A 14,466-nucleotide genomic window follows, 5' to 3' on the forward strand; every position below is an offset into this window, starting at 1 on the left:
CTGACCGCTGCAATCACTACCGTACTGGCTAAAACCTACGGCGGTGCTGCTCGTGCATTCGACCAGATCGATAACGCGCCGGAAGAAAAAGCTCGTGGTATCACCATCAACACTTCTCACGTTGAATATGACACCCCGACTCGCCACTACGCACACGTAGACTGCCCGGGCCACGCCGACTATGTTAAAAACATGATCACCGGTGCTGCGCAGATGGACGGCGCGATCCTGGTTGTTGCTGCGACTGACGGCCCGATGCCGCAGACTCGTGAGCACATCCTGCTGGGTCGTCAGGTAGGCGTTCCGTACATCATCGTGTTCCTGAACAAATGCGACATGGTTGATGACGAAGAGCTGCTGGAACTGGTAGAAATGGAAGTTCGTGAACTTCTGTCTCAGTACGATTTCCCAGGCGACGACACTCCGATCGTTCGTGGTTCTGCTCTGAAAGCGCTGGAAGGCGAAGCAGAGTGGGAAGCGAAAATCATCGAACTGGCTGGCTTCCTGGATTCTTACATCCCAGAACCAGAGCGTGCGATTGACAAGCCGTTCCTGCTGCCTATCGAAGACGTATTCTCCATCTCCGGTCGTGGTACCGTTGTTACCGGTCGTGTAGAACGCGGTATCATCAAAGTTGGTGAAGAAGTTGAAATCGTTGGTATCAAAGAGACTGCTAAGTCTACCTGTACTGGCGTTGAAATGTTCCGCAAACTGCTGGACGAAGGCCGTGCTGGTGAGAACGTTGGTGTTCTGCTGCGTGGTATCAAACGTGAAGAAATCGAACGTGGTCAGGTACTGGCTAAGCCGGGCTCTATCAAGCCGCACACCAAGTTCGAATCTGAAGTGTACATTCTGTCCAAAGACGAAGGCGGCCGTCATACTCCGTTCTTCAAAGGCTACCGTCCGCAGTTCTACTTCCGTACTACTGACGTGACTGGTACCATCGAACTGCCAGAAGGCGTAGAGATGGTAATGCCGGGCGACAACATCAAAATGGTTGTTACCTTGATCCACCCAATCGCGATGGACGACGGTCTGCGTTTCGCAATCCGTGAAGGCGGCCGTACTGTTGGTGCGGGCGTTGTTGCCAAAGTAATGAGCTAATTGCCGAATAACATTTGACGCAATGCGCAATAAAAGGGCATCATTTGATGCCCTTTTTGCACGCTTTCACACCAGAACCTGGCTCATCAGTGATTTTTTTTGTCATAATCATTGCTGAGACAGGCTCTGAAGAGGGCGTTTAGTCCGAAACGCACCAGAGCATTTCGGTTTGGATCGCCTCGCTTACGCGGGGTGAAAATGTTTGTAGAATACTTCTGACAGGTTGGTTTATGAGTGCGAATACCGAAGCTCAAGGAAGCGGGCGCGGCCTGGAAGCGATGAAATGGGTTGTTGTCGCTGTATTGCTGCTTGTAGCTATCGTTGGCAACTACCTCTATCGTGACATGATGCTGCCGCTGCGTGCGCTGGCCGTAGTGATTCTGATTGCCGCAGCGGGTGGTGTCGCGCTGTTGACAACAAAAGGTAAAGCGACCGTTGCTTTTGCCCGTGAAGCGAGAACCGAAGTCCGTAAGGTCATTTGGCCAACTCGCCAGGAAACATTGCACACCACATTAATTGTGGCTGCGGTTACCGCAGTAATGTCACTGATCCTGTGGGGACTGGATGGTATTCTGGTTCGCCTGGTATCCTTTATCACTGGCCTGAGGTTCTAAGATGTCTGAAGCCCCTAAAAAGCGCTGGTACGTCGTTCAGGCGTTTTCCGGTTTTGAAGGCCGCGTAGCCACGTCGCTGCGCGAATATATCAAGTTACAAAATATGGAAGAGCTGTTTGGCGAAGTCATGGTGCCGACCGAAGAAGTGGTCGAAATCCGTGGTGGCCAGCGTCGTAAGAGCGAACGTAAATTCTTCCCGGGCTATGTACTGGTCCAGATGGTGATGAATGACGCAAGCTGGCACCTGGTGCGCAGCGTGCCGCGTGTGATGGGCTTTATCGGCGGTACATCTGACCGTCCGGCGCCGATCAGCGACAAAGAAGTTGATGCGATCATGAACCGTCTGCAGCAGGTTGGCGATAAACCGCGTCCGAAAACGATGTTTGAGCCAGGTGAAATGGTTCGCGTTAGTGACGGTCCGTTTGCTGACTTTAACGGTGTGGTTGAAGAAGTGGACTACGAGAAGTCCCGCCTGAAAGTCTCTGTTTCTATCTTCGGTCGTGCGACCCCGGTAGAACTGGACTTTGCCCAGGTAGAAAAAGCCTAAACAGCGATCAAAAAAGCGGCGATTTAATCGTTGCACAAGGCGCGAGATTGGAATACAATTTCGCGCCTTTTGTTTTTATGGGCCCTGTCCGTAAAACGAATTTAATCACGGGGAGCCTCCTTGAGGCGCTATAACCCAACTAGAGGAATTTAGAATGGCTAAGAAAGTCCAGGCCTACGTCAAGCTGCAGGTTGCAGCTGGTATGGCTAACCCGAGTCCGCCGGTAGGTCCAGCACTGGGTCAACAAGGCGTGAACATCATGGAATTCTGCAAAGCGTTCAACGCAAAAACTGATTCCATGGAAAAAGGTCTGCCGATCCCGGTTGTTATCACCGTTTACGCTGACCGTTCTTTCACTTTCGTTACCAAAACGCCTCCGGCAGCAGTTCTGCTGAAGAAAGCGGCTGGTATCAAGTCTGGTTCCGGCAAGCCGAACAAAGACAAAGTGGGTAAAATTTCCCGCGCTCAGCTGCAGGAAATCGCGCAGACCAAAGCTGCCGACATGACTGGTTCCGACATTGAAGCGATGACTCGCTCCATTGAAGGTACTGCACGTTCCATGGGCCTGGTAGTGGAGGACTAAGAAATGGCTAAACTGACCAAGCGTATGCGCGTGATCCGTGACAAAGTTGATGCAACTAAACAGTACGACATCAACGAAGCTATTGCTCTGCTGAAAGAGCTGGCCACTGCTAAATTCGTAGAAAGCGTAGACGTTGCCGTTAACCTCGGCATCGACGCTCGTAAATCTGACCAGAACGTACGTGGTGCAACTGTACTGCCGCACGGTACTGGCCGTTCCGTTCGCGTAGCCGTATTTGCCCAGGGCGCAAACGCTGAAGCTGCTAAAGCTGCAGGCGCTGAGCTGGTAGGTATGGAAGATCTGGCTGACCAGATCAAGAAAGGCGAAATGAACTTTGACGTTGTTATTGCTTCCCCGGATGCAATGCGCGTTGTTGGCCAGCTGGGTCAGGTTCTGGGCCCGCGCGGCCTGATGCCAAACCCGAAAGTTGGTACTGTAACCCCTAACGTTGCTGAAGCGGTTAAGAACGCTAAAGCAGGTCAGGTTCGTTACCGTAACGACAAAAACGGCATCATCCACACCACCATCGGTAAAGTGGATTTTGACGCTGACAAACTGAAAGAAAACCTGGAATCTCTGCTGGTTGCGCTGAAAAAAGCGAAACCGACTCAGGCTAAAGGCGTGTACATCAAGAAAGTTAGCATCTCCACCACCATGGGTGCTGGCGTTGCCGTTGATCAGTCCGGTCTGACTGCGACTGTGGCGAACTAATATTCGCCTTTACGTGGGCGGTGATTTTGTCTACAATCTTACCCCCACGTTTCTGTTTAAATAAACAGAACTCTATGCGAGTCATTTGAATTGTAGCAAGGCAGCAATTGAGTGAATCGCCGGGAGTGTAGTTAACTACATGACCGGTGTGAACGAGAGCAGCTAACGCGGTTACAGTTCAAAGGGCGAAGTCATAGACAAGATTTGTTCGTTGGAGCCTGGCCTATCCAGGCCTCCGTCGAAGACCGCAGGTGTTTCGTAAGAAACTTAATGCCCTGCGTAGACGGTGACAGAACGCTAAGATTATTTCTGATACTCTGGCTTGTTTCTGCTCACCGTATTTAGACGCTCTTTCCGTTGGGGAGAGTGAAGTGAGTTCCGGAACATGAGTTCCGGCAAACATCCAGGAGCAAAGCTAATGGCTTTAAATCTTCAAGACAAACAAGCGATTGTTGCTGAAGTCAGCGAAGTAGCCAAAGGCGCGCTGTCTGCAGTAGTTGCGGATTCCCGTGGCGTAACTGTAGATAAAATGACTGAACTGCGTAAAGCAGGTCGTGAAGCTGGCGTATACATGCGTGTTGTTCGTAACACCCTGCTGCGCCGCGTCGTTGAAGGTACTCAGTTCGAGTGCCTGAAAGACACGTTTGTTGGTCCGACCCTGATTGCATACTCTATGGAACACCCGGGCGCTGCTGCTCGTCTGTTCAAAGAGTTCGCGAAAGCGAATGCAAAATTTGAGGTCAAAGCCGCAGCCTTTGAAGGTGAATTGATCCCGGCATCGCAAATCGATCGCCTGGCAACTCTGCCGACCTACGAAGAAGCAATTGCACGCCTGATGGCAACCATGAAAGAAGCTTCGGCTGGCAAACTGGTTCGTACTCTGGCTGCTGTACGCGATGCGAAAGAAGCTGCTTAATCGCAGTTATCTTTCTCAAGCATCTGCTTACGTATAAACTTATTCTGATTTTCAGGAACAATTTAAATGTCTATCACTAAAGATCAAATCATTGAAGCAGTATCCGCTATGTCCGTAATGGACGTTGTAGAACTGATCTCTGCAATGGAAGAAAAATTCGGTGTTTCCGCTGCTGCTGCTGTAGCTGTAGCTGCTGGCCCGGCTGAAGCTGCTGAAGAAAAAACTGAATTCGACGTAATTCTGAAAGCTGCTGGCGCTAACAAAGTTGCTGTAATCAAAGCAGTACGTGGCGCAACTGGCCTGGGTCTGAAAGAAGCTAAAGACCTGGTAGAATCTGCTCCGGCTGCCCTGAAAGAAGGCATCAGCAAAGACGACGCAGAAGCACTGAAAAAATCTCTGGAAGAAGCTGGCGCTGAAGTTGAAGTTAAATAAGCCAACTTTTCTGGTTGCAGCCTAAGAAATTAGGCTGATGGCTGGTGACTTTTTAGTCACCAGCCTTTTTGCGCTGTAAGGCGCCAGTAGCATTTCACACTGTTTGACTACTGCTGTGCCTTTCAATGCTTGTTTCTATCGACGTCTTAATATACTGCGACAGAGCATCAGTTCTGTGTAAATCGCAATGAAATGGTTTAAGCGTGATAGCAACAGGCATTGCGGAAAGTATTCGATTTTCCGGTCAACAAAATAGTGTTGCACAAACTGTCCCTTCGTCGGACAGATGGGTCGACTTGTCAGCGAGCTGAGGAACCCTAATGGTTTACTCCTATACCGAGAAAAAACGTATTCGTAAGGATTTTGGTAAACGTCCACAAGTGTTGGACATACCTTATCTCCTTTCTATCCAGCTTGACTCGTTTCAGAAGTTCATCGAGCAAGATCCTGAAGGGCAGTATGGTCTGGAAGCAGCTTTCCGTTCCGTTTTCCCGATTCAGAGCTACAGCGGTAATTCCGAGCTGCAATACGTCAGCTACCGCCTTGGCGAACCGGTGTTTGACGTTCAGGAATGTCAGATCCGTGGCGTGACCTATTCCGCACCGCTGCGCGTAAAACTGCGTCTGGTGATCTACGAGCGCGAAGCGCCGGAAGGCACCGTAAAAGACATTAAAGAACAAGAAGTCTACATGGGCGAAATTCCGCTCATGACTGACAACGGTACCTTTGTAATCAATGGTACTGAGCGTGTTATCGTTTCTCAGCTGCACCGTAGTCCTGGCGTCTTCTTTGACTCCGACAAAGGTAAAACCCACTCTTCGGGTAAAGTGCTGTATAACGCGCGCATCATCCCTTACCGTGGTTCCTGGCTGGACTTCGAATTCGATCCGAAGGACAACCTGTTCGTACGTATTGACCGTCGCCGTAAACTGCCTGCGACCATTATTCTGCGTGCACTGAACTACACCACTGAGCAGATCCTTGACCTGTTCTTTGAAAAAGTTGTTTTCGAAATTCGCGACAACAAGCTGCAGATGGAACTGGTGCCGGAACGCCTGCGTGGTGAAACCGCTTCCTTTGACATTGAAGCTAACGGCAAAGTCTACGTCGAAAAAGGCCGTCGCATCACTGCGCGCCACATTCGCCAACTGGAAAAAGACGATATCAAACATATCGAAGTTCCGGTTGAATACATTGCTGGTAAAGTTGCGGCTAAAGACTACGTTGACGAATCTACTGGCGAGCTGATCTGCGCAGCTAACATGGAGCTGAGCCTGGATCTGCTGGCTAAGCTGAGCCAGTCTGGTCACAAGCGTATCGAAACGCTGTTCACTAACGATCTGGATCACGGTCCGTACATTTCTGAAACTGTACGTGTTGACCCAACCAACGATCGTCTGAGCGCACTGGTAGAAATCTACCGCATGATGCGTCCTGGTGAGCCGCCGACTCGTGAAGCTGCTGAAAGCCTGTTCGAGAACCTGTTCTTCTCCGAAGACCGCTATGACCTGTCTGCGGTTGGTCGTATGAAGTTCAACCGTTCTCTGCTGCGCGACGAAATCGAAGGTTCCGGTATACTGAGCAAAGACGACATCATCGAAGTGATGAAGAAGCTCATCGATATCCGTAACGGTAAAGGCGAAGTCGATGATATCGACCACCTCGGCAACCGTCGTATCCGTTCCGTAGGCGAAATGGCGGAAAACCAGTTCCGCGTTGGCCTGGTACGTGTTGAGCGTGCGGTGAAAGAGCGTCTGTCTCTGGGCGATCTGGATACCCTGATGCCTCAGGATATGATCAACGCCAAGCCGATTTCTGCAGCAGTGAAAGAGTTCTTTGGTTCCAGCCAGCTGTCTCAGTTTATGGACCAGAACAACCCGCTGTCTGAGATTACGCACAAACGTCGTATCTCTGCACTCGGCCCAGGCGGTCTGACCCGTGAACGCGCAGGCTTCGAAGTTCGAGACGTACACCCGACTCACTACGGTCGCGTATGTCCAATCGAAACGCCTGAAGGTCCGAACATCGGTCTGATCAACTCCCTGTCCGTGTATGCACAGACTAACGAATACGGCTTCCTCGAGACTCCGTACCGTAAAGTGACTGACGGTGTTGTAACTGACGAAATTCATTACCTGTCTGCTATCGAAGAAGGCAACTACGTTATCGCTCAGGCGAACTCCAACCTGGATGACGAAGGCCACTTTGTAGAAGATCTGGTTACCTGCCGTAGCAAAGGCGAATCCAGCTTGTTCAGCCGCGACCAGGTTGACTACATGGACGTATCCACCCAGCAGGTGGTATCCGTCGGTGCGTCCCTGATCCCGTTCCTGGAACACGATGACGCCAACCGTGCATTGATGGGTGCGAACATGCAACGTCAGGCGGTTCCGACTCTGCGCGCTGATAAGCCGCTGGTTGGTACCGGTATGGAACGTGCTGTTGCCGTTGACTCCGGTGTTACTGCAGTTGCTAAACGTGGCGGTACTGTTCAGTACGTGGATGCTTCCCGTATCGTTATCAAAGTTAACGAAGACGAGATGTACCCGGGCGAAGCAGGTATCGACATTTATAACCTGACCAAATACACCCGTTCTAACCAGAACACCTGTATCAACCAGATGCCTTGCGTATCTCTGGGCGAGCCGGTTGAACGTGGTGATGTGCTGGCAGACGGTCCGTCCACCGACCTCGGTGAACTGGCGCTGGGTCAGAACATGCGCGTGGCATTCATGCCATGGAATGGTTACAACTTCGAAGACTCCATCCTCGTATCCGAGCGTGTTGTCCAGGAAGACCGTTTCACCACCATCCACATTCAGGAACTGGCATGTGTGTCCCGTGACACCAAGCTGGGGCCAGAAGAGATCACCGCTGACATCCCGAACGTGGGTGAAGCTGCGCTCTCCAAACTGGATGAATCCGGTATCGTTTATATCGGTGCGGAAGTGACCGGTGGCGACATTCTGGTTGGTAAGGTAACGCCGAAAGGTGAAACCCAACTGACGCCAGAAGAGAAGCTGCTGCGTGCGATCTTCGGTGAGAAAGCGTCTGACGTTAAAGACTCTTCTCTGCGCGTGCCAAACGGTGTTTCCGGTACGATTATCGACGTTCAGGTCTTTACTCGCGATGGCGTAGAAAAAGACAAACGTGCGCTGGAAATCGAAGAGATGCAGCTGAAGCAGGCGAAAAAAGACCTGTCTGAAGAACTGCAGATCCTCGAAGCTGGCCTGTTCAGCCGTATCTACGCTGTGCTGGTTTCCGGTGGTGTTGAAGCTGAGAAGCTCGACAAACTGCCGCGTGACCGCTGGTTAGAACTCGGCCTGACCGACGAAGAGAAACAGAATCAGCTGGAACAACTGGCTGAGCAGTACGACGAACTGAAACACGAATTCGAGAAAAAACTCGAAGCGAAACGCCGTAAAATCACTCAGGGCGACGATCTGGCACCGGGCGTGCTGAAGATTGTTAAGGTGTATCTGGCGGTTAAACGTCGGATCCAGCCTGGTGATAAGATGGCAGGTCGTCACGGTAACAAGGGTGTAATCTCTAAGATCAACCCGATCGAAGATATGCCACACGATGCTAACGGTACGCCGGTAGATATCGTACTGAACCCGCTGGGCGTACCATCGCGTATGAACATCGGTCAGATCCTTGAAACCCACCTGGGTATGGCTGCAAAAGGTATCGGCGATAAGATCAACGCCATGCTGAAACAGCAGCAAGAAGTCGCGAAACTGCGCGAATTCATCCAGCGTGCTTACGATCTGGGTTCAGATGTTCGTCAGAAAGTTGACCTGAATACCTTCAGCGATGAAGAAGTTCTGCGTCTGGCTGAAAACCTGAAAAAAGGTATGCCGATCGCAACGCCGGTATTCGACGGTGCGAAAGAGTCTGAAATCAAGGAACTGTTACAGCTGGGTGGCCTGCCGACTTCCGGTCAGATCACACTGTTCGACGGTCGTACCGGTGAGCAGTTCGAGCGCCAGGTTACCGTTGGCTACATGTACATGCTGAAACTGAACCACCTGGTTGATGACAAGATGCATGCGCGTTCTACCGGTTCTTACAGCCTGGTTACTCAGCAGCCGCTGGGTGGTAAGGCGCAGTTCGGTGGTCAGCGCTTCGGGGAGATGGAAGTGTGGGCGCTGGAAGCATATGGCGCAGCATACACCCTGCAGGAAATGCTCACCGTTAAGTCTGATGACGTGAACGGTCGTACTAAGATGTATAAAAACATCGTGGACGGCAACCATCAGATGGAACCAGGCATGCCGGAATCCTTCAACGTACTGTTGAAAGAGATTCGTTCGCTGGGTATCAACATCGAGCTGGAAGACGAGTAACTCTCGATCAAACAGGTCACTGGTGCTGGCGTAACAGCCAGCGCCAGATTGTGCTAACTCCGACGGGAGCAAATCCGTGAAAGATTTATTAAAGTTTCTGAAAGCGCAGACTAAAACCGAAGAGTTTGATGCGATCAAAATTGCTCTGGCCTCGCCAGACATGATCCGTTCATGGTCTTTCGGTGAAGTTAAGAAGCCGGAAACCATTAACTACCGTACGTTCAAACCTGAACGTGACGGCCTTTTCTGCGCCCGTATCTTTGGGCCGGTAAAAGACTATGAGTGCCTGTGCGGTAAGTACAAGCGCCTGAAACACCGTGGTGTGATCTGTGAGAAGTGCGGCGTTGAAGTGACCCAGACCAAAGTACGCCGTGAGCGTATGGGCCACATCGAGCTGGCGTCTCCGACCGCTCACATCTGGTTCCTGAAATCTCTGCCGTCCCGTATCGGTTTGCTGCTCGATATGCCGCTGCGCGATATCGAACGTGTACTGTACTTCGAATCCTATGTTGTTATCGAAGGCGGTATGACTAACCTGGAACGTCAACAGATCCTGACTGAAGAGCAGTATCTGGACGCGCTGGAAGAGTTCGGTGATGAATTCGACGCGAAGATGGGTGCGGAAGCTATCCAGGCCCTGCTGAAGAGCATGGATCTGGAGCAAGAGTGTGAAACTCTGCGCGAAGAGCTGAACGAAACCAACTCCGAAACCAAGCGTAAGAAGCTGACCAAGCGTATCAAACTGCTGGAAGCCTTCGTACAGTCTGGCAACAAGCCAGAGTGGATGATCCTGACCGTTCTGCCGGTTCTGCCGCCAGATCTGCGTCCGCTGGTTCCGCTGGATGGTGGTCGTTTCGCAACATCGGATCTGAACGATCTGTATCGTCGCGTTATCAACCGTAACAACCGTCTGAAGCGTCTGCTGGATCTGGCTGCGCCGGACATCATCGTACGCAACGAAAAACGTATGCTGCAGGAAGCGGTTGACGCCCTGCTGGATAACGGTCGTCGCGGTCGTGCGATCACCGGTTCTAACAAACGTCCTCTGAAATCTTTGGCCGACATGATCAAAGGTAAGCAGGGTCGTTTCCGTCAGAACCTGCTCGGTAAGCGTGTTGACTACTCCGGTCGTTCTGTAATCACCGTAGGTCCATACCTGCGTCTGCATCAGTGCGGTCTGCCGAAGAAAATGGCACTGGAACTGTTCAAACCGTTCATCTACGGCAAGCTGGAACTGCGTGGCCTGGCCACCACCATCAAAGCCGCTAAGAAAATGGTTGAGCGTGAAGAAGCTGTCGTTTGGGATATCCTGGACGAAGTTATCCGCGAACACCCGGTACTGCTGAACCGTGCACCAACACTGCACCGTCTGGGTATCCAGGCATTTGAACCGGTACTGATCGAAGGTAAAGCTATCCAGCTGCACCCGCTGGTTTGTGCGGCATATAACGCCGACTTCGATGGTGACCAGATGGCTGTTCACGTACCGCTGACGCTGGAAGCCCAGCTCGAAGCGCGTGCGCTGATGATGTCTACCAACAACATCCTGTCTCCGGCGAACGGCGAACCTATCATCGTTCCGTCTCAGGACGTTGTATTGGGTCTGTACTACATGACCCGTGACTGTGTTAACGCCAAAGGCGAAGGCATGGTGCTGACTGGCCCGAAAGAAGCTGAGCGTATCTATCGCGCTGGTCTGGCCTCTCTGCATGCGCGCGTTAAAGTGCGTATCACCGAATACGAAAAAGATGAAAACGGCGAATTCGTTGCGAAAACCAGCCTGAAAGACACGACCGTTGGCCGTGCCATTCTGTGGATGATCGTACCGAAAGGTCTGCCTTTCTCCATCGTCAACCAGGCGCTGGGCAAGAAAGCTATCTCCAAAATGCTGAACACCTGTTACCGCATTCTGGGCCTGAAGCCGACCGTTATCTTCGCTGACCAGACAATGTACACCGGCTTTGCATATGCAGCGCGTTCAGGTGCATCTGTTGGTATTGATGACATGGTCATCCCAGAGAAGAAACACGAGATCATCTCTGAAGCGGAAGCTGAAGTTGCTGAGATCCAGGAGCAGTTCCAGTCTGGTCTGGTAACCGCAGGCGAACGCTATAACAAAGTTATCGATATCTGGGCTGCGGCGAACGATCGTGTATCCAAAGCGATGATGGATAACCTGCAAACCGAAACCGTTATTAACCGTGACGGCGTAGAAGAGCAGCAGGTTTCCTTCAACAGCATCTACATGATGGCCGACTCCGGTGCGCGTGGTTCTGCAGCACAGATTCGTCAGCTGGCCGGTATGCGTGGTCTGATGGCGAAGCCAGATGGCTCCATCATCGAAACGCCAATCACCGCGAACTTCCGTGAAGGTCTGAACGTACTCCAGTACTTCATCTCTACTCACGGTGCTCGTAAAGGTCTGGCGGATACCGCACTGAAAACAGCGAACTCCGGTTATCTGACTCGTCGTCTGGTTGACGTCGCGCAGGACCTGGTTGTTACTGAAGACGATTGCGGCACTCTGGAAGGCATCACCATGACCCCGGTTATCGAGGGTGGTGACGTTAAAGAGCCGCTGCGCGATCGCGTTCTGGGTCGTGTAACTGCTGAAGACGTTCTGAAGCCGGGTACGGCGGATATTCTGGTTCCACGCAACACGCTGCTGCACGAACAGTGGTGTGATCTGCTGGAAGAGAACTCCGTTGACTCCGTTAAAGTCCGTTCCGTTGTATCTTGTGACACCGACTTTGGTGTATGTGCGCACTGCTATGGTCGTGACCTGGCGCGTGGCCACATCATCAACAAAGGTGAAGCAATCGGCGTTATCGCGGCACAGTCCATCGGTGAACCGGGTACACAGCTGACGATGCGTACGTTCCACATCGGTGGTGCGGCATCTCGTGCGGCTGCTGAATCCAGCATCCAGGTGAAAAACAAAGGTAGCATCCGTCTGAGCAACGCGAAGTCGGTTGTGAACTCCAGCGGTAAACTGGTTATCACCTCACGTAACACCGAACTGAAACTGATCGACGAATTCGGCCGTACCAAAGAAAGCTATAAAGTGCCTTACGGCTCCGTTATGGCGAAAGGTGATGGCGAACAGGTTGCTGGCGGCGAAACCGTAGCAAACTGGGATCCGCACACCATGCCGGTTATCACCGAAGTGAGTGGTTTCGTCCGCTTCACTGACATGATCGACGGCCAGACCATTACTCGTCAGACTGACGAGCTGACCGGTCTGTCTTCTCTGGTGGTTCTGGATTCTGCAGAGCGTACTGCGGGTGGTAAAGACCTGCGTCCGGCACTGAAAATTGTTGATGCTCAGGGCAACGACGTTCTGATCCCAGGCACCGATATGCCTGCTCAGTACTTCCTGCCGGGTAAAGCGATTGTTCAGCTGGAAGATGGCGTACAGATCAGCTCTGGTGACACCCTGGCGCGTGTTCCGCAGGAATCCGGCGGTACCAAGGATATCACCGGTGGTCTGCCGCGCGTTGCGGACCTGTTCGAAGCACGTCGTCCGAAAGAGCCGGCAATCCTGGCTGAAATCAGCGGCATCATTTCCTTCGGTAAAGAAACCAAAGGTAAACGTCGTCTGGTTATCACCCCGGTAGACGGTAGCGAACCGTACGAAGAGATGATTCCGAAATGGCGTCAGCTCAACGTGTTCGAAGGTGAACGTGTAGAACGTGGTGACGTGGTTTCCGACGGTCCGGAAGCGCCGCACGACATCCTGCGTCTGCGTGGTGTGCATGCTGTAACTCGTTACATCGTTAACGAAGTTCAGGACGTATACCGTCTGCAGGGTGTTAAGATTAACGATAAACACATCGAAGTTATCGTTCGTCAGATGCTGCGTAAAGCCACCATCGAAAGCGCTGGTAGCTCCGACTTCCTGGAAGGCGAGCAGGTTGAATACTCCCGCGTCAAGATCGCAAACCGCGAGCTGGAAGCGAACGGCAAAGTGGGTGCAACGTTCTCCCGCGATCTGCTGGGTATCACCAAAGCGTCTCTGGCAACCGAGTCCTTCATCTCTGCAGCATCGTTCCAGGAAACCACGCGTGTCCTGACCGAAGCAGCTGTTGCAGGTAAACGTGATGAACTGCGCGGTCTGAAAGAGAACGTCATCGTGGGTCGTCTGATCCCGGCAGGTACTGGTTATGCGTACCACCAGGATCGTATGCGCCGTCGCGCAGCGGGCGAACTGCCAGCTGCACCGCAGGTAACTGCTGAAGATGCGTCTGCCAGCCTGGCAGAACTGCTGAACGCAGGCCTGGGCGGTTCTGACAACGATTAATCGTTGCCGACCATAATAAAAAACCCGCTTCGGCGGGTTTTTTTATGTCTATGTTATTTCTGATGGCGTTTATCAGGTCTACAAAGCCATCCGGCAGTGTCATTAATTTACCGGCGGTAACCGCCGATAAAGCTCAATCATATCGCCGGCCAGATCCTGAATCACCATGGCATTCATCAGGTGGTCCTGCGAATGGACGGTGATGAGATTAACCGGTAGTTTGCCAGTTCCTTCATCAATACCGATCAGCTGGGTCTGGATTTTATGCGCTTGTTTGACGTACTCGCGTGATTCCGTCATCGCTTGTTCTGCACCGGAGAAATCACCTTTACGCGCCAGTTGCAATGCCGTCAGGGCCTGGCTGCGTGCAGCGCCAGCATTTACCAATAACTCCATGATGATCGTTTCTAACTCTTCCATACCATCACTCCAGTAGTTTCAGCGCCTTATCCAGTACCGCATCGCCTTTCATCATGCCGTAATCCATCATGTCGATAACGGCGACCTTTTTGCCTAGTGGGTCGGCGATCGCCTGTAGCTTGGCCTGTTCATACTTAACCTGTGGACCGAGCAAAACGATATCCGCTGTAGCGATATTCTCTTCAAACTCGGCCACCGGGACGGCTTTGATAGTGACGTCGACGCCTTTTTTCTGGGCGGCATCTTTCATCCTTTGCACCAGCATGCTGGTGGACATTCCGGCGGCACAGCATAAAACGATGTTTTTCATAAGCAGTCTCGATCAACATGTGTGAGTTGATAATTATCGCGAGCCAGCCATAGCAACAACTGCTTTGCAACGATTGTGTGCAAGGCATCACAAAGAAAGCCGCTTTTTCTGAAACCGGTTACAAAAAGAGGCGGAACCCTGCGATCTGGACCAGGGCCAGCGGCTTTTTGACTCGCTTAT

General features: G+C 52.0%; 11 protein-coding genes. 9 read left to right on the top strand and 2 right to left on the bottom strand.

Going from position 1 to position 14,466, the window contains the following annotated elements; all coding sequences use genetic code 11:
- From tuf to rpoC, 9 genes are all read left to right on the top strand, one after another.
- A partial coding sequence (gene tuf, locus OGY04_RS10080; RefSeq protein ID WP_049027942.1) for an elongation factor Tu occupies window positions 1-1,104 on the top strand: 1,104 nt, incomplete at its 5' end.
- A gap of 230 nt (window positions 1,105-1,334) precedes the next feature.
- Complete coding sequence (gene secE, locus OGY04_RS10085; RefSeq protein WP_003033128.1) at window positions 1,335-1,718, top strand: preprotein translocase subunit SecE; 384 nt, start codon at window positions 1,335-1,337, stop codon at window positions 1,716-1,718.
- Between the two features lies 1 nt (window position 1,719).
- On the top strand, window positions 1,720-2,265 hold the full coding sequence (gene nusG, locus OGY04_RS10090; RefSeq protein WP_003033125.1) for a transcription termination/antitermination protein NusG: 546 nt from the start codon (window positions 1,720-1,722) through the stop codon (window positions 2,263-2,265).
- Window positions 2,266-2,419: 154 nt separating this feature from the next.
- Window positions 2,420-2,848: a 50S ribosomal protein L11 gene (gene rplK / locus OGY04_RS10095; RefSeq protein ID WP_003033122.1), complete on the top strand. Its 429-nt coding sequence runs from the start codon at window positions 2,420-2,422 to the stop codon at window positions 2,846-2,848.
- Between the two features lie 3 nt (window positions 2,849-2,851).
- A complete protein-coding gene (rplA, locus tag OGY04_RS10100) occupies window positions 2,852-3,559 on the top strand; it encodes a 50S ribosomal protein L1 (protein WP_003033119.1) in 708 nt (235 codons plus the stop codon).
- 418 nt (window positions 3,560-3,977) lie between these two features.
- Window positions 3,978-4,475 carry a 50S ribosomal protein L10 gene (rplJ, locus tag OGY04_RS10105; RefSeq protein WP_001207203.1) on the top strand — a complete coding sequence of 166 codons (498 nt, stop codon included), beginning with the start codon at window positions 3,978-3,980 and terminating at the stop codon, window positions 4,473-4,475.
- A gap of 66 nt (window positions 4,476-4,541) precedes the next feature.
- Window positions 4,542-4,907, top strand: coding sequence for a 50S ribosomal protein L7/L12 (rplL, locus tag OGY04_RS10110; protein ID WP_003033114.1), 366 nt, complete (start codon window positions 4,542-4,544; stop codon window positions 4,905-4,907).
- 320 nt (window positions 4,908-5,227) lie between these two features.
- Complete coding sequence (rpoB, locus tag OGY04_RS10115; protein ID WP_003033111.1) at window positions 5,228-9,256, top strand: DNA-directed RNA polymerase subunit beta; 4,029 nt, start codon at window positions 5,228-5,230, stop codon at window positions 9,254-9,256.
- A gap of 76 nt (window positions 9,257-9,332) precedes the next feature.
- On the top strand, window positions 9,333-13,556 hold the full coding sequence (gene rpoC / locus OGY04_RS10120; RefSeq protein WP_003826919.1) for a DNA-directed RNA polymerase subunit beta': 4,224 nt from the start codon (window positions 9,333-9,335) through the stop codon (window positions 13,554-13,556).
- A 102-nt stretch (window positions 13,557-13,658) separates the two neighbouring features.
- Here rpoC and OGY04_RS10125 read toward each other — a convergent pair whose 3' ends face one another.
- Together OGY04_RS10125 and OGY04_RS10130 are read right to left on the bottom strand one after the other, a co-directional pair.
- Window positions 13,659-13,976 (bottom strand): PTS lactose/cellobiose transporter subunit IIA, encoded by a 318-nt coding sequence (locus OGY04_RS10125; protein WP_003033104.1) that lies wholly within the window; start codon window positions 13,974-13,976, stop codon window positions 13,659-13,661.
- A 4-nt stretch (window positions 13,977-13,980) separates the two neighbouring features.
- Window positions 13,981-14,286 carry a PTS sugar transporter subunit IIB gene (locus OGY04_RS10130; protein ID WP_003033102.1) on the bottom strand — a complete coding sequence of 102 codons (306 nt, stop codon included), beginning with the start codon at window positions 14,284-14,286 and terminating at the stop codon, window positions 13,981-13,983.
- Window positions 14,287-14,466: the final 180 nt, after the last annotated feature.

Source organism: Citrobacter sp. Cpo091 (genome assembly GCF_030332645.1).
GTDB lineage: Bacteria > Pseudomonadota > Gammaproteobacteria > Enterobacterales > Enterobacteriaceae > Citrobacter > Citrobacter portucalensis.

Excerpts from the sequence above, each read along its gene's own strand:
- rplJ (WP_001207203.1), top strand. The coding sequence starts at position 3,978 with ATGGCTTTAAATCTTCAAGACAAACAAGCGATTGTTGCTGAAGTCAGC.
- rplL (WP_003033114.1), top strand. The coding sequence starts at position 4,542 with ATGTCTATCACTAAAGATCAAATCATTGAAGCAGTATCCGCTATGTCC.
- nusG (WP_003033125.1), top strand. The coding sequence starts at position 1,720 with ATGTCTGAAGCCCCTAAAAAGCGCTGGTACGTCGTTCAGGCGTTTTCC.
- OGY04_RS10125 (WP_003033104.1), bottom strand. The coding sequence starts at position 13,976 with ATGGAAGAGTTAGAAACGATCATCATGGAGTTATTGGTAAATGCTGGC.
- rplK (WP_003033122.1), top strand. The coding sequence starts at position 2,420 with ATGGCTAAGAAAGTCCAGGCCTACGTCAAGCTGCAGGTTGCAGCTGGT.
- rplA (WP_003033119.1), top strand. The coding sequence starts at position 2,852 with ATGGCTAAACTGACCAAGCGTATGCGCGTGATCCGTGACAAAGTTGAT.
- OGY04_RS10130 (WP_003033102.1), bottom strand. The coding sequence starts at position 14,286 with ATGAAAAACATCGTTTTATGCTGTGCCGCCGGAATGTCCACCAGCATG.
- secE (WP_003033128.1), top strand. The coding sequence starts at position 1,335 with ATGAGTGCGAATACCGAAGCTCAAGGAAGCGGGCGCGGCCTGGAAGCG.
- rpoB (WP_003033111.1), top strand. The coding sequence starts at position 5,228 with ATGGTTTACTCCTATACCGAGAAAAAACGTATTCGTAAGGATTTTGGT.